Origin of the sequence: Klebsiella sp. C349492, assembly GCF_042055345.1 — a bacterium.
In the GTDB taxonomy this organism is placed as follows: Bacteria; Pseudomonadota; Gammaproteobacteria; order Enterobacterales; family Enterobacteriaceae; genus Klebsiella; species Klebsiella scottii.
Window position 1 is genome coordinate 549,086 of sequence record NZ_JANQCE010000001.1, and the last position, 25,522, is coordinate 574,607.

General features: G+C 57.5%; 24 protein-coding genes. 13 read left to right on the forward strand and 11 right to left on the reverse strand.

Translation table 11 applies throughout. The features are described 5' to 3' along the window. Positions 1-95: 95 nt before the first annotated feature. Positions 96-1,178 carry a malate/lactate/ureidoglycolate dehydrogenase gene (locus NWP14_RS02715; protein ID WP_095102155.1) on the reverse strand — a complete coding sequence of 361 codons (1,083 nt, stop codon included), beginning with the start codon at positions 1,176-1,178 and terminating at the stop codon, positions 96-98. A gap of 206 nt (positions 1,179-1,384) precedes the next feature. Between NWP14_RS02715 and NWP14_RS02720 the strand changes: the two genes are divergently transcribed. Next, positions 1,385-1,510, forward strand: coding sequence for a small membrane protein (locus NWP14_RS02720; RefSeq protein WP_157349257.1), 126 nt, complete (start codon positions 1,385-1,387; stop codon positions 1,508-1,510). Positions 1,511-1,530: 20 nt separating this feature from the next. On the opposite strand, the gene NWP14_RS02725 is transcribed toward NWP14_RS02720, so the two are convergent. After that, complete coding sequence (locus NWP14_RS02725; RefSeq protein ID WP_375214727.1) at positions 1,531-2,496, reverse strand: helix-turn-helix domain-containing protein; 966 nt, start codon at positions 2,494-2,496, stop codon at positions 1,531-1,533. Between NWP14_RS02725 and NWP14_RS02730 the strand changes: the two genes are divergently transcribed. The 9 genes from NWP14_RS02730 to NWP14_RS02770 all read left to right on the forward strand — a co-directional run bounded on the left by NWP14_RS02730 (position 2,495) and on the right by NWP14_RS02770 (position 11,345). Next, positions 2,495-2,668, forward strand: coding sequence for a hypothetical protein (locus NWP14_RS02730; protein ID WP_375214728.1), 174 nt, complete (start codon positions 2,495-2,497; stop codon positions 2,666-2,668). The two genes, NWP14_RS02725 and NWP14_RS02730, sit on opposite strands and share 2 nt — an antisense overlap. 222 nt (positions 2,669-2,890) lie before the next feature. Next, entirely contained in the window at positions 2,891-3,667 is a 777-nt protein-coding gene (gene nqrC / locus NWP14_RS02735; RefSeq protein WP_331833840.1) for an NADH:ubiquinone reductase (Na(+)-transporting) subunit C, read from the forward strand. Positions 3,668-3,793: 126 nt separating this feature from the next. Next, complete coding sequence (locus tag NWP14_RS02740; RefSeq protein ID WP_375214729.1) at positions 3,794-5,716, forward strand: FTR1 family protein; 1,923 nt, start codon at positions 3,794-3,796, stop codon at positions 5,714-5,716. Between the two features lie 33 nt (positions 5,717-5,749). Then, positions 5,750-6,277 (forward strand): iron transporter, encoded by a 528-nt coding sequence (locus NWP14_RS02745; RefSeq protein WP_095102161.1) that lies wholly within the window; start codon positions 5,750-5,752, stop codon positions 6,275-6,277. 110 nt (positions 6,278-6,387) lie between these two features. After that, positions 6,388-7,767 (forward strand): Fe-S-containing protein, encoded by a 1,380-nt coding sequence (locus NWP14_RS02750; protein ID WP_331850349.1) that lies wholly within the window; start codon positions 6,388-6,390, stop codon positions 7,765-7,767. Between the two features lie 2 nt (positions 7,768-7,769). Beyond that, positions 7,770-9,053 (forward strand): ABC transporter permease, encoded by a 1,284-nt coding sequence (locus tag NWP14_RS02755; protein WP_095102165.1) that lies wholly within the window; start codon positions 7,770-7,772, stop codon positions 9,051-9,053. Then, positions 9,043-10,173, forward strand: coding sequence for an ABC transporter permease (locus tag NWP14_RS02760; RefSeq protein ID WP_375214730.1), 1,131 nt, complete (start codon positions 9,043-9,045; stop codon positions 10,171-10,173). The genes NWP14_RS02755 and NWP14_RS02760 overlap by 11 nt, the downstream gene beginning before the upstream one ends. Before the next feature lie 4 nt (positions 10,174-10,177). Then, positions 10,178-10,873 carry an ABC transporter ATP-binding protein gene (locus NWP14_RS02765; RefSeq protein ID WP_076947590.1) on the forward strand — a complete coding sequence of 232 codons (696 nt, stop codon included), beginning with the start codon at positions 10,178-10,180 and terminating at the stop codon, positions 10,871-10,873. Beyond that, complete coding sequence (locus NWP14_RS02770) at positions 10,860-11,345, forward strand: TlpA family protein disulfide reductase (protein ID WP_375214731.1); 486 nt, start codon at positions 10,860-10,862, stop codon at positions 11,343-11,345. Before NWP14_RS02765 ends, NWP14_RS02770 begins: the two co-directional genes overlap by 14 nt. 41 nt (positions 11,346-11,386) lie before the next feature. Here NWP14_RS02770 and NWP14_RS02775 read toward each other — a convergent pair whose 3' ends face one another. Genes NWP14_RS02775 through NWP14_RS02790 form a run of 4 tightly spaced genes read right to left on the reverse strand, consistent with a single transcriptional unit; the run spans position 11,387 to position 15,388 of the window. Beyond that, positions 11,387-12,118 (reverse strand): class II aldolase and adducin N-terminal domain-containing protein, encoded by a 732-nt coding sequence (locus NWP14_RS02775; protein ID WP_095102171.1) that lies wholly within the window; start codon positions 12,116-12,118, stop codon positions 11,387-11,389. A 5-nt stretch (positions 12,119-12,123) separates the two neighbouring features. Further along, complete coding sequence (locus NWP14_RS02780) at positions 12,124-12,942, reverse strand: ABC transporter substrate-binding protein (protein WP_095102304.1); 819 nt, start codon at positions 12,940-12,942, stop codon at positions 12,124-12,126. A 26-nt stretch (positions 12,943-12,968) separates the two neighbouring features. Continuing rightward, positions 12,969-13,841, reverse strand: coding sequence for a phytanoyl-CoA dioxygenase family protein (locus NWP14_RS02785; protein ID WP_095102172.1), 873 nt, complete (start codon positions 13,839-13,841; stop codon positions 12,969-12,971). A gap of 26 nt (positions 13,842-13,867) precedes the next feature. Continuing rightward, positions 13,868-15,388: an amino acid ABC transporter permease/ATP-binding protein gene (locus tag NWP14_RS02790; protein ID WP_375214732.1), complete on the reverse strand. Its 1,521-nt coding sequence runs from the start codon at positions 15,386-15,388 to the stop codon at positions 13,868-13,870. A gap of 500 nt (positions 15,389-15,888) precedes the next feature. On the opposite strand from NWP14_RS02790, the gene NWP14_RS02795 reads away from it, so the two are divergent. Continuing rightward, positions 15,889-16,803, forward strand: a complete 915-nt coding sequence (locus NWP14_RS02795; protein ID WP_375214733.1) for a LysR family transcriptional regulator — start codon at positions 15,889-15,891, stop codon at positions 16,801-16,803. Between the two features lie 341 nt (positions 16,804-17,144). Then, complete coding sequence (locus NWP14_RS02800; protein ID WP_375214734.1) at positions 17,145-17,963, forward strand: phytanoyl-CoA dioxygenase family protein; 819 nt, start codon at positions 17,145-17,147, stop codon at positions 17,961-17,963. Between the two features lie 94 nt (positions 17,964-18,057). Here the strand turns inward: NWP14_RS02800 and tal are convergent, their stop codons facing one another. The 5 genes from tal to ptsP form a co-directional block, all read right to left on the reverse strand. Then, entirely contained in the window at positions 18,058-19,008 is a 951-nt protein-coding gene (gene tal, locus NWP14_RS02805; RefSeq protein ID WP_095102182.1) for a transaldolase, read from the reverse strand. 97 nt (positions 19,009-19,105) lie between these two features. Next, positions 19,106-20,359 carry a class II D-tagatose-bisphosphate aldolase non-catalytic subunit gene (locus NWP14_RS02810; RefSeq protein WP_095102184.1) on the reverse strand — a complete coding sequence of 418 codons (1,254 nt, stop codon included), beginning with the start codon at positions 20,357-20,359 and terminating at the stop codon, positions 19,106-19,108. Positions 20,360-20,368: 9 nt separating this feature from the next. Then, positions 20,369-21,472, reverse strand: a complete 1,104-nt coding sequence (locus tag NWP14_RS02815; protein WP_095102186.1) for a PTS fructose transporter subunit IIC — start codon at positions 21,470-21,472, stop codon at positions 20,369-20,371. 170 nt (positions 21,473-21,642) lie between these two features. Then, on the reverse strand, positions 21,643-21,963 hold the full coding sequence (locus NWP14_RS02820) for a PTS fructose transporter subunit IIB (protein WP_095102188.1): 321 nt from the start codon (positions 21,961-21,963) through the stop codon (positions 21,643-21,645). A gap of 61 nt (positions 21,964-22,024) precedes the next feature. Further along, on the reverse strand, positions 22,025-24,535 hold the full coding sequence (gene ptsP / locus NWP14_RS02825; protein WP_375214735.1) for a phosphoenolpyruvate--protein phosphotransferase: 2,511 nt from the start codon (positions 24,533-24,535) through the stop codon (positions 22,025-22,027). 351 nt (positions 24,536-24,886) lie between these two features. On the opposite strand from ptsP, the gene NWP14_RS02830 reads away from it, so the two are divergent. After that, a complete protein-coding gene (locus NWP14_RS02830; protein WP_331833829.1) occupies positions 24,887-25,519 on the forward strand; it encodes an HAD-IA family hydrolase in 633 nt (210 codons plus the stop codon). The last annotated feature ends 3 nt before the right edge of the window (positions 25,520-25,522 follow it).

A 25,522-nucleotide genomic window follows, 5' to 3' on the forward strand; every position in this document is an offset into this window, starting at 1 on the left:
CACTAATGACGATGACGAATCGCCGGGCCCGACGCACCGGCTATTGCGGGCTCGCGCCGGCTGGCGGCGCGAAGGAAGGGATGCAGGGCGGGGGATCAGGCCATTTTTTGCCGGAAGTGGGCCAGGGTCTGCGGCGCTAAACCGGCTTCCTGCGCCGCGCTGCAGATGGCCTGCCAGCTGCCCTCGTCCAGCGGAATACCCAGCGCCAGCCGCTCCTGACGGTTGGCCTGTTCCCACTCGCCAGGGACCAGAATCGGTGCGTCCGGATCGTGCGGCGATTGCTTACACCAGTCGATAAAGGCCTCGGTCTGGCTCTGCATCTCCGGGGCATCGAAGGTTTCCGGATCCAGAATAATGGTCGTCATGCAGTTAAAAATAGCGTCGACGCAGGTTTGCAGGCTCTCCTGGTGGGTTGTCTGGCCGCCGGATACCGCGCCGCCGAGGATTTCGCACAGCGTCGCCAGCGCGTAGCCTTTATGCTGGGCAAAGGTCAGCAGCGCGCCGAGGGGCGAGGTCTGCATCACCGCCGGGTCATTGGTCGGCTCGCCCTGGGCATCGATCAGCGAGCCTGCCGGAACCGCTTCGCCCTTATGCCAGGCAACCCGGGTCTTGCCGAAGGCGATGGCGCTGGTGGCGTAGTCCAGCAGCAGCGGCGGCTGGCCTTTGCGCGGAAACACCACGCACAGCGGGTTGGTGCCGAAGCGGCTGTCCTTCCCGCGAAACGGCGCAACCATCGGGTCGCCGACGACGCTGACGAAGTGGATGGAGATCATGCCCGCCGCGGCGCACTGCTCGGCCCAGTAGCCGATGCGGCCAATATGGTGGGCGTTGCGCAGGGCAACGGCGGCCATGCCGTGCTGTTTTGCCTTTTCGATACCGATCTGCATCGCCTCATGGGCGACCACCTGACCAAACCCGGCGTTGCCGTCGAGGGTCACGACGGCACCGGCGTCCTTCATAATGCTGGCATGACGGTTAAGCTGTAGGTGCCCCCCGGCCAGGGAGCGCACGTAGCTCGGGATCATCCCGACGCCGTGCGAGTCGTGGCCGGCGAGGTTGGCGGCAATCAGATGGTCGGCGACCAGGGTCGCTTCGGTGGCGGTGCTGCCGAGATGGCTGAAGAGGGTGACGACAAACTGATGCAGATCCGTAGCTTGCAAGCGATGTCCGGTTGGCACTGAGTTTCTCCTGTGGTGGGCGGATAGTGTTGTTATTTTGTTATGTTTGCCGATCCATGCTGCTCCCCATGCCGAAGAAGATCAAGCGCTTGTCGTGAGCAGCGCCATGAGGGGCAGAGAACAGAGTTGAGGCTGGCGGGACTGGTCGCCGGGGTGAGAATCATTATGATAAAAATCTTATTCTAAATGATATGGAGAAAACCATAATGAACATCAGCTCAGTCATTTTAGCGATCGTCGCTATTGCCCTGCTGGGCATTTCCGTCTATAGCCTGCTTAGCTATATTAAAGAGCGCCGGGCTATGCGCTTTAAATCGTTTCGCCAGCGCTGAACCAATATGCCCGCAGGGTATTAACCTGCTTTATGATAATTTTCGCGCCAGGCCTTCGGCGATGCGTGATATTTTTCGCGAAAGCTTTTGCTGAATAGCGGATGACTGATAAACCCGCAGAGCCACGAAATTTGCTCGACCCGCAGCTGAGGCGCATTTTCCAGCAGCTCGCGCGCGGCTTCTAAACGCCGCTCTTTGAGCACCGTCATGACCGAGGTTCCCTGTTCGTTGAAGGCGCGGTCAAGACTGGAGCGCGAGCAGTGGAGCGCTTTCGATAGCAGATCCGGGGAGAGATCGTGCTGTTGATAGTGCAGGGCGATAAACGATTTCGCGCTATTCACCAGATGCCCCAGCTTTCCTGACGACATTAATCCCTGCTGTTTCGCGATATCGCTCAGCACTAATAGCGCCATATTATGCAGACCATCCACAACAGTCGCCGTCTCTTTCGGCGACAAGCTGGCTGAATGCGTATCGAGCAGCAGCATATGCGATTTCAGGAACATCGCCAGATGATGATTCTCCAAGGAAACTATCGGGCTATTGAGCCTGCCGTTAAAAACTTCTTTGATTTTCTCGCTGCGGGGAATGATATAGAGCTGCTTCACATCGTCGCACTGATACTGATAATAGTCATTGCGCTGATGAACAATCAGCATTCCCGGATTCACCTGCGCGGCGACGGATTTCTTTCTGCCGCTAATAACCTGATGTCCCTGCACCAGCAGCGAAATATAGATCGATTGCTCTTCGACCCGATGTGGGTCAAAGGTGGTCTGATTTTTAGAACCCATCGCACTACAATAGTCGCCGGAAATAGCGGATATAGTCTTATGTGTGGCAATAATCTCTGCCGGGCGGCGGTTGTTCGCCACTTCTATCCCATAGCAGCCGAGGTTTTGCGATATTTGCTGGAAACGCTCTTCCGGCGCGATATCCGCCGCGCTCAAAACATGAGGAACGTACAGCGCAGTAGGTCTGGGCATGTTTGTTGCCTTTCTCAAGATGATGCTGGCAGGTGAATTTTTATCCTTCGATTATAAGATTAATCCTAAGAAAAACCAGCGCCGGGAGGTTTTTTTTACTCATTTCAGCCGCCCACTACCGGGCGCCTCGTTCCGGCTGGATGATAAGCCTCATCTTTTGACCGAAAAATAGATCGGCAGCGCGTTTAATATTATTTTGGCGTTATTAATAAATGTTTTTACGGGGGTGAAATATATTTACTAAGCGCGCCGTTGGCTAATTTATCCAGTGGTAAATGATTTATTTAGCCGCTACGGGCCAGGTAACGTCGTGCTGGACAGCGGGACAAAAATAATTGCAAGCTATATCGCAGGTAGCGATCGATACGTATCGGGTAACGGGGATAATAAGCTCATGGCTAAACGTAAAATTATTGTTTTATCTTTGATGTTTTTTTGTATTTTATTTTTTGCCGCGGCGGGCGGCTATTTTTTACTGCTCAAAGACAATTTTGCCGAACCCGACGGTGATGAAACCGCCGCTGCCGTTCTCAAAGTTGCCGGGCTTGATGAAAGCGGCCAGCGCGATCCGCAGGCGCAAAGGGCGCTGTTTCAGCGCCGGGTTACCGTTCGTCAGCTTAATCTCGATAGCGGCGAGCTGCTGGCGGCGGGCAAGGGTAGCGCGGCGCAAAAACGCTGCGTCAGCCTGCCGGCGGCCGGCGATCCGGCGCAAATCAGGCAGCGCTGCTCCCTGGTGGATATCTACCTCGTTCACGATAATAACAATACGATTCAACAGATTATTCTGCCTGTTTCCGGCAAAGGGGCGAAATCGATGATGTATGCGCTGGTGGCCATCGACACCGACGGCCGCACGGTGAAAGACCTGCTGTACTACCGGCAAAATGAGACGCCGCTGCTCGGCGCGAGGGTGGAAGACCCGCAGTGGCTCAGGCAGTGGGCGGGCAAAAAAATACGCGATAATAACGGCCAGCCGGCGCTGAAGGTGACGCAGAATAACGCCGGACAGCACGACGATTATACGGTCGACGGTATTAGCGGGGCGACCTTAACCTCGAACGGCGTTGAGAAGAGTATTAATTACTGGATGGGGTCGCAGGGCTACGGCAAATTTCTCCAGCGCCTGCAGCAGGACCCGGCGCGATTAACTACGGACGCTACGCGCTATTAGCGCCGCGCGCTTTGCAATATTTGACATAAATTTTCACGCTTTGACATTTTCATGATCTGCGTCATGTACAGCGAAAGTAAAAATGGCAATGATAATTATTATCATTAAATTTCGATGGAAGGCGCAATGGCAGCTCCACGTTTTCTCTTTCTGGCGATGCTTTTTAGCCTCCTGTTTAGCGCCGCCGCGCTGGCTCAGACCCACTATGCCCCCTACATCGAGGATATCGAGCAGCGGCTGGACAAAACGGCGCAGCTGTACCAGCAGCACAGGAACGACGAGGCGCGCCGGGAAGTTCAGAGCGCCTACTTTGAAGTGTTTGAAAACCTCGAAGGGCCGATTCGCATTAATATTTCGGCGCGCAAAAGCTACGAAATGGAGAGTACCTTCGGCGACATCCGGCGGATGATTGCCGAAGGGAAACCGCTGGACGCGGTTCAGGCGCGCATCGATGGCCTGAAGCAGGCGCTGCGCGAAGTCGAACCGGTGCTTGACGGCGGGCATCGGCTGGTGGCGGAGGAGCAGCATACCGCCTTATCGCGGGACGATATCGCGCCGCAGTGGCAGGAGAGCTTCCGCACTATCGACGATCGGCTGGCGCAGGCGGTGAGCGAGTATCAGGCCGGCCGCTACGATCTCGCCAGCCAGCAGATCCAGCAGGCGCACTATCAGGGTTTCAAAAACTCGGAAATGGAAATCGCGGTGCGTAAGAATCGCTCGGCGAAGGAGGCCGCGGCGATTAACCAGCAGTTCACCGCCCTGATCGCGCTGACGGCGCAGCCGGGGCAGCTGAACGACGTCTCTTATCAGGTCACCGCGCTGCTGCAGGATTTGGAAGACCTTCTACCCGGCCTGCCGGGCACCCGCGACGACGGGCCGCAGGTCAACCCGACGGCGGCGGACGCCTCCGTGCCGAATGCCGACTGGGCCAGCGTCGCGGCGGGAATTAACCGCAGCATGGATGCGGCACTGGCGCGCTATCAGCGCGGTGAAGCGGAAGGCGCCATTCAGGATATCCAGGATAGCTACTTCGACCGCTTCGAAGCCAGCGGCATGGAGAACAAAATCGGCTCCCGCGACGCGGCGTTCAAAACCACCCTTGAAGCCTATTTCACCCGCATGGTCAGCCTGATGAAGGCCGGCCAGCCGCAGGAGAAGCTGACGGAACAGGCGGCCGCGCTGGAGCAGGATCTGCAGAAAGCGGTCGCGTTGCTCGGGGAGGGGGAAGAGACCCACTGGAGCCTGCTGCTCTACAGCCTGATGATCATCGTGCGTGAAGGGCTGGAAGCCCTGCTGATCGTGGCGGCTATCGTCGCCTATCTGATTAAAAACGACCACCGCGACAAGCTGCCGCTGATTCGCCAGTCGGTGGTCGTGGCGCTCGTCGCCAGCGTGGTGACGGCGTTTATCTTCCAGCTGCTGTTTACCAACTCCGGCGCCAGCCGGGAGCTGCTGGAGGGGATTACCATGCTGATCGCGGTGGTGATGCTGTTCTTCATGAGCTACTGGCTGCTCTCCAAAGTTGAAGCCCGCCACTGGAAAGCCTGGCTGGAGGGCAAACTCTCCCACTCGCTCTCGCGCGGCTCGCTGGTTGGGCTGTGGTTGACCAGCTTCCTGGCGGTCTATCGCGAAGGCGCGGAAACGGTGCTGTTTTACGCCGCGCTGATCGGCGATGCGCAGGGCGTTGGCGGACATCTCGCCATCGGCGGCGGGTTTATCATCGGCTGCGTGGTGCTGCTGGTGGCCTGGCTGGTGATGCGCTACTCGGTGGTTCGGCTGCCGCTTAAACCCTTCTTCATGTTCACCGGCGGCTTTATGTACCTGATGGCATTCGTTTTTGCCGGTAAAGGGGTGCTGGAGCTGGTGGAGGGCAAACTCTTCCAGCCGACGCTGGTCGGCGGTATTCCCGAAATCGGCTGGCTGGGGGTGTATCCCTATGTTGAAACCCTGATCCCGCAGGCGATATTGCTGATTGCGGCGCTGGTAGCGCTGTGGATCATGCGTCGCCGCGGCCGGGAGCCGGCTGAAAGTATAAAAAATAACTTCTGACTATTTTAATTTTAAGACGAGAGGATGTGCCAGATGACCTTTAAACAGACCCTGATTATCAGCGCCACCGTTGCCAGCATTTTTACCGCCCCGGCGGCGCTGGCCTTTAAGGAATATCCGGCGGGGGAACCGGTGACCATGAATGAGATGGAGATTGCGGCGGTCTATCTCCAGCCGATCGATATGGAGCCTCGCGGCATGGGGCTGCCGGCGGCGAAGTCGGATATTCATCTGGAAGCCGACATCCATGCGGTGGAAGGGGGCAAGAACGGTTTTGGCGCGGGCGAATGGATCCCCTATCTGACCATCGCCTACACCCTGGTTAACAGCGACACCGGCGAGAAGCAGGAAGGTACCTTTATGCCGATGGTGGCCAGCGACGGCCCGCACTACGGCGCCAATATTAAAATGATGGGCGTTGGTAACTATAAAGTGACCTACCACATCGACCCGCCGTCAAAAGCCGGGATGCACCGCCATACCGATAGCGAAACCGGCGTCGGCCGCTGGTGGAAACCGTTTGACGTCAGCTATGAGTTTAAATACGTCGGCCTGAACTAAGCGCCTGGCGTATCTGCCTGTCCGCGGCGAAAGACGCCGCCGTTGTTACGCAGGATGGCCCGCCGGTCATCCTGCGGCATGTTATTTATCTGCCGTACAGAGTTGAAGTCATGAGCTATTTTTTCGTCTCGACGCTACAGGTCTTTTTCTGCATTGCGCTTCTGTCCGCTGCGCTCTGGGGACGCGGCGACGCCCCCGCGCTGCGCCCGCTCGCCTGGACGCTGCTCGCGGCGCTGGCTGCAGGCCTGCTGGCGGGGCTCTACGTTCGCGGTAGCCAGTCGCTACAGCTGATCATCGTCGGCGCTGAAATTCTGCTTTCGTTGCTGTTTTTGCTCAGCTTCTGGTGGGCATCGCAGCGGGTTCGCTACCTGTGGCAGGGGGTCCTTGTTGCCGGCGCCGCCCGCCGCTGGGGGCTTGACCCGAACCTGACCGGCCTGACCTCAACTCACGTCCTCAATACCGATCTGCTGCTGAACCTGACGGCGATCGTCCTCGCGCTGGCAACGCTCTGCCTCGCCGCCGCGCTCTGCGCGATGCTTCTGCGGCGGATGCGCTGGCTGTACTGGCCGCTGACCCTGCTGCTGATGGTTCTGCTGTGGCTTCCGCTCAGCGGAACGCTGCTGCTGCTGCTGATGAAGCTGCAGGTGGTGCCGCTGCTGAAGCCGCTGCTGAGCTTTGTCGCCAAAGTGACCAATAATGCCGCGCTCTATAGCTGGGCCGCCGGCGCAATACTGCTGCTGATGAGCCTGCTCTGGCTCCCGGCGATGCGCGGCTATGCCCGGGCGGTGAAGGCCGCCGAACGGCCGATTGACCGCCGGCTGGCGCTCGCCGAACGCCGGGGAGCCAGCCGCCTGTGGTTAACCACCGTCGCCTGCGCGCTGGTGATTATCGGCGGCCAGCTGTGGTGGGATCTGGTGGCCTCGCAGCCGCCGCGCTTATCCGAAGCGCAGCCGGTGACGCTCGCCGCCGACGGGCAGGTGCATATTCCGCTGGAGCAGGTCCGCGACGGGAAGCTGCATCGCTTCGTCTGGGTGGCGGACGACGGTAAAGCGGTGCGCTTTTTTGTGATCAACCGCTATCCCGACAAGCTGCGCCTGGGCGTGGTGTTCGACGCCTGCCTGCTGTGCGGCGATCAGGGGTACGTGATGGAAGGCAACCAGGTGATTTGCGTCGCCTGCGGGGTGCACATTTTTATCCCGTCGATTGGCAAACCCGGCGGCTGCAATCCGGTGCCGATCGACGGCTGGCGCAACGATGAAACCGAGCTGACGATCCCCGGCAGCGCGCTGGCGGCAGGGGTCAATTACTTCTCGACGGTGCTGACCATCAAGGTTACCGACCCGGTGGACGGCTCAAGCCTGACCAATACCGCGGCCGACTTTAAATATAGCTATGGCGGTAAGACCTGGTTCTTCGCCTCCGAAGCCAACTATGATCGTTTTCGTCAGGCGCCGGAGCAGTTCGTTGCCGACGCGGTGAAGGAGGAGTAGCGATGCTGTGGCGAATGATCTACCGCTCATGGGGACGCAACCTGCGGCGAAAAGCGCTGGCGGTGCTGACCGTTTTTCTCGCCGCCAGCCTGATTTCGGCGCTGCTGGCGGTCTCTATCGACATCGGCGATAAGATGTCGCGCGAGCTGAAATCCTACGGCGCTAATATCCTGATTGAACCGGCGGGGCAGGCCGCGCTGCCGGCGCTGTTCAGCGAGCAAAGCAACCCGCTGGCCAGCGATGACTTCCTTGACCAATCCGAGCTGCCCAATATTAAAGATATCTTCTGGCGCAATAATATCGTCGGCTTCGCCCCGATGCTCGGCGGCGAGGTGCAGGTCAACGGTCGGGATATTCGGATTCTGGGGACCTTCTTCAGCCAGCCGGTGGCGATACCGGATGAAGAGGGCTACCAAACGGGGCAGCGTACGGTCAGCCCGTACTGGCAGGTCGCCGGCGAGTGGCCGCAGGAGCCGCCGGGCCCGCTGCCGCAGGCGCTGGTCGGCCACGCGCTGGCGCGCAGCTCCGGCTGGAAGCCGGGCGACCGCCTGACGCTGCGGACTGCGGAGCGCGATCTGACCGTCGAGGTTAGCGGCATTTTATCCAGCGGCGGCGATGAAGATAACCAGCTGGTGATGCCGCTGGGAGTCGTTCAGCAGCTGCTGGGCCTGCCGGGGAAAGTGCAGGCGATCCGCGTGTCGGCGCTGACGGTGCCGGAGAACGAGCTTTCGCGCCGGGCGCGCGAGGATCTGGAAGCGCTGAATGCCGAGGAGTATGACCTGTGGTACTGCACGGCCTACGTCTCTTCCATTGCCCATCAGCTGGAGGAGGCGATCTCCGGCGCGCAGGTGCGCCCGGTCTGGCAGGTTGCCGCCTCAGAAGGGGTGGTTATCGATAAAATTCAGCTGCTGATGGCCGTCGTGACCCTGGCGGCGCTGGCCGCCGCCGCGATGGGGATCGCCTCGCTGATGACCAGCACCATTATGGAGCGGGCGAAAGAGATCGGCCTGATGAAAGCGCTGGGCGCGCGGCAGTGGCAAATCCTGCTGCTGTTTTACCTTGAGGCGGCGCTCGGCGGCCTGGTGGGCGGAGCGTTTGGCTGCATGGCGGGATGGGGGCTGGCGAAGGTGATTGGCCTGATGCTGTTCGCGACACCGCTTAATTTTGCCTGGGTGGTGGTCCCCTGCGTGCTGGTGATTGCGGTGCTGATTTCGTTAATCGGCACCTGGTTCCCGGCGCGGCGCATTGCCCGTCTTTACCCCGTGGAGGTGCTGTATGGCCGCTAAGCGCGACATGCTGTGGCTGCTGGTGCTGCGGGCGCTGCGCCTGCGTTTACAGCGGGTTAGCGTGGTGTTTGCCGCGCTGGCGGTGGGGGCGACCATCGTAACGGCGCTCTCCGCCGTGTGGTTCGACATTAATAGCAAAATGAGCGAAGAGCTGCGCACCTTCGGCGCCAATTTCTATATTGGCCCCGGGCACGGCACCAGCATGCCGCAGCCCGAGCTGCAGGCGATTCTCGACGCCGCGCCGCCGGGGCTTATTCACGGCGCCAGCCCGTGGCTGTACGGCACGGCGCGTACCGAGCTGGAAAAGGTGGTGATGGTCGGCGTGTGGTTCGAGTCGCTGCAAAAGCTGGTGCCGTACTGGCAGGTGAGCGGCAGCTGGATCGGCGTCAGCTTTGACGATCGCAATGCGATGATCGGCGTCAAGCTGGCGCAGCGGCTGGATCTGCACCTCGGCGATAGCCTGACGCTGGTGGCGGGTAATCAGCGCAAAAAGCTGCTGGTCAAAGGCATCGTGGAGGCCGGAGACGCCACCGATAATATGCTGATTGTTAGCCTCGACGTCGCGCAGGGCTGGCTGAATAAACCCGGAGTTATCAGCCACGGCCTGCTGAGCGTCAGCAACGATCTCGGCCAGGTGGATCGCTACGCCGGCCAGCTGCAGCTGCAGTACCCCGATCTTGAAATCCGCCCGGTGCGCAAGGTTTCGGCCTCCGAAGGTCAGGTGCTGGATAAAATTAAGGGGCTGATGGGGCTGGTATCGCTCGTTATCCTCGCGCTGTCGTCGCTGTGCGTTAACACCACGCTGATGGCGATCGTTGGCGAACGCGCCCGCGAGTTTGCCTTGCAAAAGGCGCTGGGCGCCAGCAACGGCGATATCATCCGCCAGATGCTGCTGGAAACCAGCATTATCACCCTTGCGGCGGTGGTCTGCGGCTGGGTGCTCGGCTATCTGCTGGCGCAGCTGCTGGGAATGACGGTATTTAATGCCAGTATCTCGCTGCGCCTGCCGGTGCTGCCGATTACCCTGGCGCTGTCTTTACTGGTCGCCGCGCTGGCGGCCATTGTTCCGGTGCGGCGCGCGGTAAGCGTTGAACCGGCGAAAGTGTTGAAAGGAGAGTAACGCCATGACCGTCACGCCCTTGCGTCAGATGGCAATTGAGACCCGTCATTTATATAAGCGATTTGGCGAGGTCACCGCGCTGGAGGATATTAATCTGTGCATCGCCCGCGGGGAGTTCGTCGCCATTATGGGCGCTTCCGGTTCCGGGAAAACGACGCTGATGAACATTCTTACCTGCCTTGATACCGCCAGCGAAGGCCAGGTTATCCTCGACGGCACCGACGCGGCGGCGCTGGACGAAGAGGGGCGCCGCGCCTTTCGCGCGCAGAAAATTGGCCTCGTTTTCCAGCAGTTTCACCTGATCCCGTTTCTGACGGCGCTGGAAAATATCATGCTGGCGCAGCACTACCACAGCGTGGTTGACGAAGCCGCCGCCCGGGCGGTACTGGCACAGGTCGGCCTTGAGCACCGCATGACCCATCTGCCGAGCCAGCTTTCGGGCGGCGAACAGCAGCGCGTCTGCATCGCCCGGGCGCTGGTCAACGAGCCGCCGGTCATTTTTGCCGATGAGCCCACCGGCAACCTCGATGAAGAAAACGAGCAGCGGGTGCTGGATCTGCTGACCGATCTGCACCGGCAGGGGCGCACCGTGGTGATGGTGACCCACAACCCGGCGCTGGGGCAGTTTGCCGACCGTATCGTGCGGCTGCAGCACGGCAGGTATCTGGGCGAAGAGGTGAACCATCATGCGCATGCCTAAGGTGATTATCATACTGCTGCTGACGCTGCTGGTCGGCTGCAAAGAGGAGAAGCTGGCGCGCGGCGAGGCGGCGCCCGCGCTGGCGGCCTTCGATCTTCAGGATAATGCGGCCAGCCTTGAACGCTGGCGCGGCAAGGCTATCTATCTTAATTTCTGGTCCGCCGGCTGCGGCGGCTGCCTGGCGGAGATGGATACCCTGCAGGCGCTCAGCCAGCGCTGGCCGGATAAAGTGGTGGTGGTGGGGGTGAATACCGATCCCGATAGCGTAGAGATCGCGCCGCTGCTGGCAAAGCACGGGATCAGCTATCCGGTGCTGCGCGATCGGCTGAAAATAACCCAGGAGCGCTATCAGGTGATCGGCACCCCGACGTCGGTGCTGATTGATAGCCGCGGGCGGGTGGTGGATCTGCATCAGGGCTGGCGTAAACCGGAGGAGCTGCAGTCGGTATTCAGCCAGCTGGCGCAGCGCTAAGCGGCTACCCCGGGACTTTCCCGGGGTAAGCCTGGCGCAGTTTAGTCAAGCAGCGAAGGATCGGCGTCGATCATCAGCTGTTTCATTTCCTCAAAATGCTGACGGGAAAAGTCGGTAATTTTTTCCCAGTCGGCGGCGGTTTTCTCCGCCACCTCGTCGGACAGAACCTTCAGCGGCCGGCCGGTTGACCAGGCGGTGACCAGAATCTGGCAGGCTCGCTCGAGGGTCCAGATATCGTCAAACGCCTCGCCGATGGAGCCGGCGGTCACCAGCACCCCGTGATTGCCCATCAGCAGACGGCGTTTATCCGCCAGCAGCCCCGCCAGCCGCGCCCCTTCTGCGGCGGTATCCGCCATCCCGCCGTACAGCGTATCGACCGCCACGCGCTGAAAGTAGCGCGCGGTGTTTTGATCGATCGGCAGGATCTGCGGCTGCTCGAGGCAGGCGACGCTGGTGGCGTACACCGGATGCAGATGCAGCACCGCCCGGGCCTGCGGCAGCCGCTGGTGAATCTGCCCGTGGATAGCCCATGCCGTCGCGTCAACGTCCGCGCGGTGGGCGTTATCTTCATCATCGGCGTTCAGCAGCAGCAGATCGCTGGCGCGAATGCGTGAGAAGTGCCGCCACTTCGGGTTAAGCAGGAACGTTTTGCCGTCCGGCGACAGGGCGGCGCTAAAGTGGTTGGCGACCGCCTCGTGCATGCCGAGGTGGGCAACAATGCGCAGCGTCGCCGCCAGGTCGATACGCGTTTGTTCTTCAAGAGAGTAGGCCACGGGCGTTATTCCACTTTCGGCATCAGGTCGTTGAGGTCTGCCGCCGTCGGCGGCTGGAAGTTATACTTTTTCAGCAGGGCGGCATACTCCGGCGTGGCGCTGAACTTCTTCAGCCCCTCTTCAAGCGCGGTCTTCACTTCGCTGTTGCCTTTTTTCACCCCAAAGCCGTTGAGTACCGGGTAGATCAGCGTCGTGGAAGAGATGGCGATCCGATCGCCCAGCTTGTCGACCACGCCGCGCGCCACCGCCGCATCGGTGATCTGCGCCTCCACCGCCCGCGACAGCAGCGCCTGGGTGGTTTGCGGATCGGTGGCGTATTCGCTGAGCGCAATCGGCGGCAGCCCTTTTTTCACGCAGTAGTCGGCGGACAGCTTTTGCAACTGCGCCAGCCACGAGGTGGCGCCCATCGAGCCAATCTTATGGCCGCAAAACTCTTCCGGCGTCTTCGGCTGATAGCTGGCGCCTTTCAGGGCCAGTATCGACTCGCCGCTTTTCAGGTACGGAACCATATCGATAACCTTCAGCCGTTCGGCGGTGATATACATCGACGAGTTGGTGATATCGAAGCGTCCGCCCTGCAGTCCGGGGATCAGATTCGGGAAGCGGGTATCAAGGTTGACCGCCTCGCGGCCCATCGTTTTGGCAATCCCGGCGAGAAACTCGATATCAAAACCGGTGGGCTTGTTGTTTTCAATGTATTCGTAGGGGAAAAAGGTCATATCCGAACCGGCAATGATTTTTCCCGGCTGCTGAAAGGCCGCCTGGGCGCTAGCCGCGCTCAGAGCGCCAACGGTGCAGAGGAGCAGGGTATTTAAGCGTTTCATAAACATATCTCCAAAGTGGGGGGCAATCACATGCTGGCAAGGTCGTTTCCGGCCTGCTGTACGAAGAACGAGGCGCCGCGCGGCTTCTGCGGCAGACGAACATGGTTGGCGACGCTGCGTACCAGCCCGCTTTCTACGCCGGCGACCATCTGTCCGGCGTGGACGCAGGGCAGTGGATTTTCGCCGAACGGCAGGGCGTCTTCGGCGGCGTAAACGCTGATAAACAGGGTGCGCGGCAGATCGGTTTCATTGGGGCTGGAGGCGTGGAGCAGCCGGGTGTGCATAAAGCACACCGAGCCGGACGGGCCAAAGCAGGCTTCGGGCTGCTGACAGTGGGTCGCCACCACCTCGTCATCGACCGCGCCGGTAAACCGCGACTCCTGCCAGTGCGACCACAGCGGCCCCTTATGACTTCCCGGCACTACGTTCAGCGGGCCGTTCTCCGGCGTCACGTCGCTGACCATCAGCAGGGCGGTGATAATGTCGTCGTTGCTGTGCGGCGTGAACAGAAAATCCTGATGCCATTTCACCTGGGTGGCGGTATGCGGCAGCTTGGAGTTAATTTTGCTGTGATGAAAGCGGGTGCCGCTGCCGCCGATAAGCTGCGCGGCAATGGCCGCCATCCGCGAATCCAGCGCGGCGCGCCGGTAGGCCGCGGAGATCTCCGTCGGCGAGCTGACGCGGCGCAGCGACGGATGATCGGGGCGATGATCGCTTTCGAGGTCGAAGCGCGGGCGGCCGTCCTCGGTCTCTCCCCAGGCATCGCCGTGATGACGGCTTTCGTCTACCCAACCGTCAAAATCCTGCTGAAGCTCGGCGATCTCCGAGGGGGAAAGCACCCCCTCAATCACCAGAAAACCCTGCTGATGAAACTGTTCGATTTGCCACTGCGCGATCATATTTTTTCCTTTCACAAACGGAGCGGTTAAGCCAGAGAGACGTCTTTCAGGAAGGCGTCAACGCGCGGGTGATTGCCGTCGCGCATCGACTGAGGCGTGTCGTCGCAAACCACGCGCCCTTTTTCCATAAAGACAATTCGGTCAGAAACTTTGAAAGCAAAATTCATCTCGTGCGTCACGATAACCATCGTGATGCCCTCATCAGCCAGCGATTCGATAACCTGGAGCACTTCGTTGACCTTTTCCGGGTCCAGCGCGGAGGTCGGTTCATCAAACAGCATGATTTGCGGGCGCATCATCAGGGCGCGGGCGATAGCCACCCGCTGCTGCTGGCCGCCGGAAAGCTGGTGCGGGTACTTCCACGCGTGTTCGAGCATGCCGACCTTATGCAGCAGTTCGCAGGCGCGCTGCCTGAGCTCCGCCTCCGCCGCCAGCCGGTGATAGCGCGGGGCCAGCAGCAGGTTGCCGAACACGGTCAGGTGGGGGAACAGGTTGAAGCTCTGAAAGACCATGCCAATATTCAGCCGGTGCTCGGCGTTCTCCATAAAGCGCGGCTTCTGCATGCCCTGGCGATCGAGGTGAATAAACGGCTGGCCGTTGATGCGGATCTCGCCGTTGTCGATCTGCTCCAGGCCGTTGAGCAGGCGAATGAGCGTGGTTTTGCCGGAGCCGGAAGGGCCGATCACCGACACCACTTCCCCGGGCTGGATCTGCAGGCTGACGGCGCCCAGCACCTCCACGTTGTTGTAGGCCTTATGCAGTTTCGAAGCCTGCAGCGCCGGCTGGCGGGTATCGACGGCGCTGCGGGCGGCGGCCGGCCGGGCGGCGGTGGCCAGCGCCAGCATGTCGGCGTCGACCGGGCGGGTCGTTTTACGCTGGGTAACGTCGAGATAGTTCTCCAGCCGTTTCAGCAGGAAGTCGAAAACGGTGACGATCAGCACGTAGTAGAACGCCACCGCCGCCATAGTCTCCATCACCAAAAAGTTTTGCGAATAGAGGCGCTGGCCGACCATCAAAATCTCGGTCAGGGAGATGACGGAAACCAGCGAGCTGAGCTTGACGATAGCAATATACTCATTGGCCAGCGCCGGCAGCGCCACCCGCAGCGCCTGGGGAATAATCACCCGCCACTGCGTGCCGGCATAGCGCAGCCCTAAGGCTCGCGCAGCCTCGGCCTGGCCTTTGGCGATGGACAGCAGCCCGCCGCGGTGGATCTCGGCGACGTAGGCCGCTTCACTGAGCACCATCGCCAGCAGGCCGGCCCAGAAAGGATCGTTGAGCACCGCCGCGAAGGAGGGCACCGCCTGCGGCAGGTTATAGACGAAAATCAGCAGAACCAGCAGCGGCAGGCTGCGAAACAGCCAGATATAGAGCCGGGCAGGGACGTTAAAGAGCCTGCGCGGCGACTGCTTGGCGAGGGCGAGAATAAAGCCCAGCACAATACTGCAACCCCAGGTCAGCAGACTCAATTTAATGACGGTCCAGGTGGCCTGCCAAAAATCTGCGTCGCTGAGCAGACTTAACATGTAGTTCCAGTTAAACATCATGGGCTATTTCACTCGCCATAATTAACGGACATGAAGGCAATGCCGATGTTCTAAAATGGGGCATCGCCAGTATTTATCGGGCAATAACACTATGCTGGCACTCTTCGCTATGAGGCAATTAGTAAATTTTTGGCCTTTAAGTTTAAAAAAACTATATAGGCAGATTAATTTCAATAAATTTAAAGCAATGAGTGCGAAACAAGAACTAAACATTAAAAAAACAATTGCTGCTATTGGTCAACGGAATCATCGGCTAAATTCGCCGTTGCGCGATACTAGGGCGCGCGAATGATTTATTTGGTGCAGCCTGATTCATATTGGTGCAATTAATCCGACGGTTAATGATTTTAATTATTTGTACCCGTTCCGCGCGATGAATAACCCATTCGTCCGCAGGGGGAAAGCGTCTTTTAGCCGGGGAGTGGCACGATGCTTGCAATCGGCATATCAGGAAACTATGCCGTTTCTGTGAGAAACAATATTTCATAAAGGGTAAGGCTATGACGCGATTCACGCTCAAACAACTCAAATACTTTGTTACCGTTGTGGAGACCGAAAGCATCGCCGAAGCCTCCCGACAGCTGCATATTGCCCAGCCGTCGATCTCGATTGCGATAAAGAACCTGGAGGGCACCTTCGAGCAGCAGCTGTTTATTCGCCACCACGCGCAGGGCGTTTCGCTCACCCCCTGCGGGCGCCGTTTTTATGAGAAGGCCAAGGAGCTGCTGCGCCTCTCCTACGAGTTTGAGCAAAACTCGCGCGCCGATAAGGAGCTGGTTTCCGGCACTATTTCAGTGGGCTGCTTTGAGTCCGTCGCTCCGCTATATATGCCAAAGCTGGTGGCCGGGTTTAAAAAGATGTATCCCGAAATAACCCTCCAGCTCTACGATGGCGAACAGCACGAATTAATGCACGGTCTGCATCGCGGGCGTTTTGATTTAGCGCTGGTTTACGATCTGGAATTAGGTCACTCGATCAGTAAAGAGATGCTCAATGCCCCGCATAAACCCTATGCGCTATTACCGGCCAGCCATCCGCTGGCGCAAAAAAAGAGCGTCACGCTGCAGGAATTAAGTCAGGAGCCGATGATTTTGCTCGATGCGGTGCCGAGTAAAAACTATTTTATTACCATTTTTAAAGAGAAGGGCTATCACCCACAGGTGGCCTATAGCTCCCCGTCAATTGAAATGGTGCGCTGTATGGTCGGGCAGGGTTTGGGCTTCTCGGTATTAGTGACCCGGCCGCTTTGCGATATGACCTACGACGGCGAGCGGCTGGTCCAGCTGGATATTGAAGATCAAATGCCGGCCTCGACATTAATTATGGCGCACCTCGCCAATAATGAACCTACCCGGCCAACTCAGCTTTTCATGGACTATTGTCGCAGCATTGAGTTAACTCCGGCGCTGGCTTAGCCGGTCACTGACGAGGGGCGAGGATATATATTGTCACGCGTCTGAGAGCCTATCTCCAGGCTATTTTATTTGTCATTTTGAACGCCCTTCAGGGCGGCCCGGAGGGTGAGCCTGGCGAGTCCATCCTCACGTACTACGTGTACCCTGCGGTTTCTTCGCGCTGGCCGTGTTCAAACTGCCAGCAGCAATAACGCCTGGTGGGACAGGCTCTGAGGCTCATAAATTTCTATTGCGAGGATCGTTTTATAATAATTTACCATTCGACGCTGGCTAAATAACCTGAGTCCGCTGACGCCCGGCGTCATCAACTCAATCATTTATCCAGCACAGGACGGTTAGCTATGCACAATCAGCGTTATCCGCAGATCGACCGGCAGACGATCGATACCTACCAGACGGATGGAGTGGTGTTACTGAAAGGCGTGTTCACCCCGTGGATCGACGGCCTGGCGAGCGGCGTGGCGGAACTGATGGCCAACCCCAGCGAGTACGGGCACGCCAGAACGGTGGTGCCGAAAGACGGCTCCGCGCCTTTTTTCCAGGATTACTGCAACTGGTCCCGGATCGCCGATTTTGAGCAGTTTGTCAGGCAGTCGCCGGCGGCGGAAATTGCCGCCGCCCTGATGCAATCAACAACGGCGAAATTTTTCCACGAGCACACCCTGGTCAAGCCGGCCGGCGGCAGCACGGTGACCCCCTGGCATCACGATCAGCCCTACTACTGCGTTGAGGGGCGGCAGAACGTCAGCTTCTGGATCCCGCTGGACCCGGTCGCTCAGGAGATTTCGCTGCGCTGTATCCGCGGCTCCCATCTGTGGGGAGAGGAGTTCAGCCCGACCCGCTTCAACGGCTCGAAGCTCTACCAGCACGGTCGCTTTAAGGAGCTGCCGGACATTGACGCCCGTCAGGATGATTACGATATCGTCAGCTGGGCGCTGGAGCCGGGCGATGCGGTCGCCTTTCACTACCGGACGGTGCACGGGGCCAGAGGTAACGCCACGGCGCGGGCGCGACGGGTCTTCTCCGCCCGCTGGGTTGGCGACGACGCCACCTTTGTTGACCGCGGGGGCGTGACCTCGCCGCCGTTCCCGGAGCTGACGCTGCAGGATGGCGACGCGCTGGTTTCACCGCTGTTCCCGCAGGTCTGGCCGCGGGGGTGACGGAGGCTCCCCTGCCGGAGCCGGGATACCGGCTGTCGTAATGACCGGGCGCCCGGCGGCGGGGAGCATCGTTTTGCCTGACGGCGTTTGGCGATTAAATATACTGACTGAGTAAAGTCTCAAGACTGTTTTGATCGGCGGCAAACAGACGAATACCTTCGGCGAGCTTCTCAACTGCCATCGGATCCTGGTGATGCGCCCAGTAGAACTCCGCTTCACTCATCGCCTCGGGTTTGGGCTGAACCTGACCTTCATACGCCAGCGGAGCGGGTACTGGCCCCTCATTTTGCTGTAATTGCGCCAGCAGCGCCGGAGAGACGGTCAGGCGGTCGCAGCCGTTAAGCGCCAGTACCTGTTCCGGCGTGCGGAAGCTGGCGCCCATCACCACCGTCCGGTATCCGTGCTGTTTGTAGAAACGATAGATTTTTTGTACCGACGCAACGCCCGGGTCGTTATCGACAGTGAAAAGGGTGTCCGGATGGTTGTGCTTGTACCAGTCGTAGATACGGCCAACAAAGGGAGAAATCAGGAAAACTCCCGCGTCGGCGCACGCTCTGGCCTGGGCAAAGGAGAAAAGCAGCGTCAGGTTGCACTGGATCCCCTCTTTTTCCAGCGTTTCGGCGGCGCGGATCCCTTGCCAGGTGGCGGCTAGCTTAATCAGTACGCGATCTTTGCCGACGCCTTTCTCCTGGTACAGGGCAATGATATCGCGCGCTTTATTGATGCTGGCGTCAGTGTCAAAAGAGAGGCGGGCATCCACTTCGGTTGAAATACGCCCGGGTACGCTTTTCAGGATCAGTGCGCCGATGCTGACCGCGAGATAGTCGGCGATGTCGGAAGGGCGAACCGTTTTTCCGGCCTGGCGAGACTTCACCGCCGCAGCGGCATCTTTCACCAGTTTCTGATACTGCGCGAGCTGTGCCGCTTTGTAGATAAGCGACGGATTTGTGGTTGCATCCTCGGGCTGATAAGCCATGATGCTGTCGATATCCCCACTGTCGGCAACAATCGTTGTCCGCTGCTTCAGTTGTTCAAGCTGATTCATAACCATTACCTGTTTTTTAATCCGATTACTGACATAACAAGGAGGGACCCTGGCCCTCTCCTTGTTATTGATGCATGGCGTTAAGCTGGCTGAACGGTTATTTCGCCTGCGCGACGCGGGTGGTCAGGCCGGGCATATTGAAGCACTCGGCTTCGTTCTGGATCATATCTTTAATTTTATTGACCACGTAACGTTCAGGCTCCACGCCAAACGATTGCAGATTGGCAAACAGGGTCCGCATCTCTTTAACCACCGCCGGTTTTTCATAATTATAATGACCGCTGAGTTCGAGAATTTCTTTCAGCAATTCTGGCTCACTGAAGATTTGCTCTTCGGATTTATTTTTGTGCTCATCGGTCATCCACTTTTCCCATTTGTGGCTGAGTACGCACTCGCGGGTCAATACGGTTTTCAAATCAGAGGCCGACTTGATAAAGCCTTTCGCCGCCAGATCTTTTTCCACTTCCGCGAGCTTCAGATACGCGCGGGTTTCGATGGTGCCGTAAGCCGGAGCGACGTTCATCGCCGTGATCCCCAGCCCCGGATGTTTGAGCAGGATCTCATCCGGTAGATAGTCGCCGTTATGCTCTTTCAAACCCACGCCATGACGGGTGCTGATCGCTGAGAGCTCGGCGGACTGCTTGTCGTTGAAATGGCCGACATTTTTAGTCAGGCGGGTCAGGGTACCGGTCTGGCCGACAATAAACAGCGGCTGCGGCAGCGCTTCGGCGGCCAGGCGCTTATTGAGCTCGATAATAAAACCTTCATAGGCGTTGACGTCAGTCAGGCCGCCGTTGGTCTCTTCAGTGCCGACTTCATAGAAGAACTCTTTCAGGCTGTTAGCCTTGCGGTACTCTTCACAGAAGCGAATCAGTTCAACGGTACGGCTGAGGACCAGTTCAATATCAATCACTTTGCCGACAACATACGGGTCTTTGGTCGGGTCGATATGCAGCAGATCAAAACCTGCGTCCATATCAATCTGATAAGAGCGGCGGGCCAGCTTCATCGCTTCGTCTTCCGGAATATGGTCTTTACGCTCTTTATCGCGCTGCCACGGACCGCCGTGGTCGCGACAGAGGAAATAGTCGCCATCAAAGCCGACTTTTTCCGCCATGGCTTTCAGGTCGGCGGCAAAGCGGAACTGATCCCAGTTGTTGACGTAACCGGCACCAAATTCATCGGCATCGACCTGGTTACGGCTGGCGATAAACATCAGCGGCAGATCTTTTTCTTTGCCCAGTTCAAAGCATGCCTGAATTAACGCCGGAGACATTGGGCCAATACCCAACATGGTGGATTTCCCGCCGTTGACAATATAATCGACGTACTGTTTCATGGTGTTTTTCATAATAACTCCTCAGACTTTATTCATATCAGTAGTGATTGTTTTTTTAGCGGACTCTTTCTTTGCCGGTTCGCTAATATTGGGACGCAAAATATGCAGGCAGAGAGCGGTGACAACCACGCCGATAGCCATATCAATGACGTACCACAGCGGGGCTTTATTGACTCCGGCGATAGCAATTAACCCACCGTGGGGCACCATGGACTCGACGCCATGAATCATTGCCAGACCGGCGCCGACGGCGCTGCCGATAATAATCGATGGCAGAACTGTTTTAAGGTTTTTAACCGCGAAAGGAATTGCCCCTTCGGTAATGCCAATTAATCCCATAAAGGCGGCGGAGGTCCCCATTCTTCTTTCATCCTCAGCCCATTTGCGCTGAGAAATAAACGTTGAGAGAGCAATGCCCAGTGGGGGAATAGCACAGGCAATACGGTAAGCGCCGTTCGGGCCATAAATACCTTCGGCCATTAACGCGAGGGTAAATGCGGTGGCGGTTTTATTGACCGGACCGCCCATATCAAAGGCGGCCATAGCGCCGAGAATCAGGCCGAGCACCACGCCGCTGCTGCCCTGCATATTAGAGAGCATCGACACCAGCCATTTCATGGCGATACCGATAGGCCCAATCAGCACGTACAGATAGAGCATGCCGACGATACAGCTGGAGACGATAGGGATAATCAGTATCGGCATAACCGGCATGAGCGCTTTGCCGACTTTCCAGGTTTTAACCCATTTTGCGACGTAGCCACTGAGGATCCCGAGCAGCATGGCGCCGAGAAAACCGGTGACTACGTGGTCCGCGCCGAGCGGAGTGCTGGCCATAAAACCGGTGATTAAACCGGGCGTGAGCCCCGGTTTACCGGCGATAGAGTAGGAGATATACGCCGCCAGCACCGGGATCATCATCCCGAGGCCCGCGCTACCGATAGCGCCAAGGTTTAATAAGAAGGGATTGGTTACCACCATGCCTTTGCCGGCAACCGGCTCGCCGCCAATCAGGGACAGCGCCAGACAAATCCCGCCGACCACCACCACCGGCATCATATATGAGACGCCGGTGCTGAACGCTTTGACTAAATCATCCTTAATGGCTTTCATTTTATCCGACATTTTTATCCTCCAGACACCCTGTGCTTTTATTGGATAACCACGATATACGGACGTAGTCGTCCCGGGCGCTTGCGCCACGGAATACAAACGCAGGGTTCACTGAAAATTAATTAACGTTTTTATTCACCAGATTCCGCGTGTCGAAATAACTCAGGAATATGATCTTTGATTTATTTTGCTAATTTTTCGGCTTTATCAATGATCGCAACCGGATCGCGAACAACCTCGGCTGGGTTAAGTGAAATAACCCGGCCGGCATCCTCTTTTTCCTCAAAACGTTCGACGCCCTCGATGCCGATGGCAATCGCCAGAATAACCACATCGGCTTCGGCAATTTCGTCTTCGCTGAGCTCATTTTCAATCCCCATACCGCCCTGAGTTTCGACCTTTACGTCATAGCCTCTTTTTTTACACTCTTGCTCAATCGCCTCCTGAGCCATATAGGTGTGGGCGACTCCGGTAATGCACGCTGCGACTCCGACAATTTTCATGAATAACTCCTGAGTTTGATATTTGGCTGTAAGTTAAAACGTGGCTTAATAAATCCTGATTTCATATGGCTAATGTTGTTGCCATCAGGTTGTAGAGTACGGTGACGTCTTCGGCCTGTTTTATTTCATTGCGGAAATCCTCTTTCATTAGCTTTCGGGCAAGCGTAGAGAAATATTTCATGTGTTCGTTAGGATCGGCGGATTGGCTCACCGTCAGCATAAATACGGTTTCGACCTGCTGATCGCCCCACATAATGGGGGTATCAAGCGTCGCCATACTGATGGTGGAGTGGCGGATATGGTTTGAGCGCGTGTGCGGAATGGCGAAACCATAGCCTACGGCGGTGGAAAATGAGTCCTCGCGGGTCCAGATATCATCGGCTAATCGATCGCGGTTATCGCTACGATGGTGCAGCCAGAGATTGTCGGTCATCTTTTTAATGACTTCGTTTTTATCGCTGGCCTGCAGGCCAAAGAGAATAAACTCCGGGGCGAAGATCGGCATTGTGCTGACCGCTTTCACATCCGGTGAGCGAAGCAGGGCTTTGACCGCGGCGGAGCGTTTTAAGGTCACGCTCTCCTGCGCCAGCCTTTGGCATTTGGCGAAATCCAGCTCCCGTAGCGCATGTTTCACGCCGGGAATGGCGGTACCGCTCATGCTGAGCTCGTCGAAGCCCATGCCGGCAAACAGCGGGAGAAAGTCTTTGCTGGCCCCCAGTTCGCCGCAGATGCCAATCCACTTGCCCGCACGATGAACTTCATCGGCGGCGAACCGCATGGCGCGCAGAAATGCCGGGGCATAATTGTCATACACCGCCTCGACCTGGGTATTGCCGCGGTCCGCGGCAAAAAAGTACTGGGTCAGATCGTTGCTGCCGACGCTAAAGAAATCGACGTATTCCGCTATTTCGCTGATGGCGAAGATGACAGAGGGCACTTCCAGCATCACGCCGAGCGAAATCTTATCGTTGAACCCCAGTCCCTCAGCGCGCATCGCGTTCTGCACCTCTTCCAGCACTTCGCGACACCAGATAACTTCATCGACGTTAGCGATCATCGGGATCATGATTTTGGCTTCACCCAGCGCGGAGGCGGTAAGAATCGCCTTTAGCTGCATGGCGAAAAGCTCTCGATAGCGCGGGTAGGCGCGTACCGCCCGGAAGCCAAGAAACGGATTTTCTTCTTCACCGATGCACATATAGTCGACGGGCTTGTCGCCGCCGATATCGAAGGTGCGGAATATCACCGGCTTACCGTCAGCAAGCCGCATCACCCGGCTGTAAAGCTCCGCCAGTTCGTGATAGTTCGGCGGCGTTTCCCGATCCATAAACGACATTTCGGTACGGAACAGGCCGATACCTTCAGCACCGTTGCTAAACGCGGTTTCGGCTTCCGCCAGGCTGGCGATATTGGCGGCTATCTCAATGCGATGGTTATCGCTTGTCGTCGCCGGCAGATGCACGTTAGCCAGCATCTGCTGTTGCATGGTCCGTTGGACGGCGATTTCATGGCGGTAATAGCGCAGTACCTTTTCATCCGCAGCGGTAATCAAAATACCCGGATTACCGTCGATAATGATGTCACTTTCCGCATTCAGCTCGAGGGCTGAAAAATCGATATCCGTCAGCGTTGGGATCCCCAGGGAACGCGCCAATATTGCGGTATGCGAGGTTTTTCCGGTGACGGATAGCACCATCCCGGCGAGCAACGATTTATTTATGGCGAGAAACTGACTCGGCGTCAGGCTATTGGCCAGAATAATTGACGGTTCGCTTAACTCGAGACGGTTTGGCGGCAATACGCCCGCACCATAAATGGCCGTGAGCAACTGCCCGGTAATATCGAGGACATCAAGGGTCCTCTCTTTTATGTATTTACTGGACGAGCGGTTAAGTATTTCGCTGAATTCGATAGCGGCTTTAATGACCGCATTCCAGGCATTTTCACCGTCAGCTATTGCGCTGGAAATATGGTTTTGAAAGGTTACGTCGGTAATGATTGATAAATGTGCCTGGAGGATCTCATGCTCAACGCCTTGAGTTATTTCCAGGGCCGCCTGTTTGTCATGCTGCAGCATTTCCAAACCTGCCAGGAAAATACGCTGCTGTGACTCTTTGTCATATATTTCGGCGGGATTCAGCGCCAGCATTTCGTCTAATGACAGGCTCTGAATGCGCAGCGGTCTGGCAATGGCGACACCGCCGCTAATGCGTGAACCTTGAATAAACCTGGGCTGGGTTTCCCGCAGGGAGCGCGGGAGATAGCCCGTGGATGCCGGAGCTTCTTCCGCCTGGCTGACTTCGAATGAGGGCAGCTTTTTCAGCAGAGCGCCGAGCCGTTGCGCAGCAGCAGGCGCATCTTTACCGATGAGCGTAATTTCGCAGGCGTCATTGAATAATGTATCAGTAGCGACAATGGCGAGGGCGCTTTTACCATTGGCGGCAATCCCGCTGCGCATATTTTTCCAGCTTACCGCAGATTGAAAGGTATTACACAGCCGTTCGATATGCCCCGCCGGTCTGGCATGAATGCCGTCCTTCAGCTCACATTGATAATTTATTACCTGTGACATTATCACTCCCGAGAATCTTTAAGCAAAGCGAGTTAATTTTCTGGGCAGACGTGAGTGTCTGCGTTTCTTGTTATATATCCTTCATCGTTATTGCTCTGCTTTGAATAGTAAAAAAGTCACCTTTGCTATAATTAAATAACATGATTGCGATTATGTGATCGCAGTCATGAAATTAAGTGATGATACGTCTTGTGATAGTTATCACACTCTGGCTAGTGAATAATCTGCGGTCACGTAATTGCTATTAAAGGGCCATTTTTTCTATTTATTTGCTGCCGGGTGATGGCGTACAAAATAAAGCTCACACTTTCTTTTTTTGAGGTGAGGGCGATGCATTTTCGTGGAATATTATTGGATTTAGACGGGACCCTGGTCAATTCGCTGGATTTCGTGGAGGCGTCGTGGCGGATATGGGCGAATAAAAAGGGGCTGGATGCCGAAACGGTATGCCATTACCTGCATGGCAAACCGGCGCTCAGTACGCTGCGCCATTTTATGCCCGAGGCCAGCGAGCGGACGATTAACGATGAGTTTCTGGCCCTGGAAGCGTTTGAAGCACGCAATACCGACGGCATCACCCCGGTGCCCGGGGCTGATGAATTTCTTCGCCAGCTGGTGCGGCTTCAGGTTCCCTGGGCCATCGTGACCTCCGGCTCGCTTAAGGTTGCCTCGGCGCGCATTAAACAGGCCGGTTTTCCGAATCCGCCCATGCTGGTGACCAGCGAAGATGTCCGTCACGGCAAGCCCCACCCGGAGCCGTTTGCGATCGGCGCAGCCCGGCTCAACCTGTCTCCCGCCCGCTGTCTCGCTTTTGAAGACTCCACCGCCGGTCTGCTCTCCGCCACCGAGGCCGGATGCGTGGTGGTTGAAGTCCTGACCCGCCAGTCGATGGTTCACGATATCGACACCTGGCAAACCGTTGATCACTACCTCGACCTGCGCGTGATGCGCAAGGGCGAGGCGGATTTTTTCCTTAAGATGTAAAGA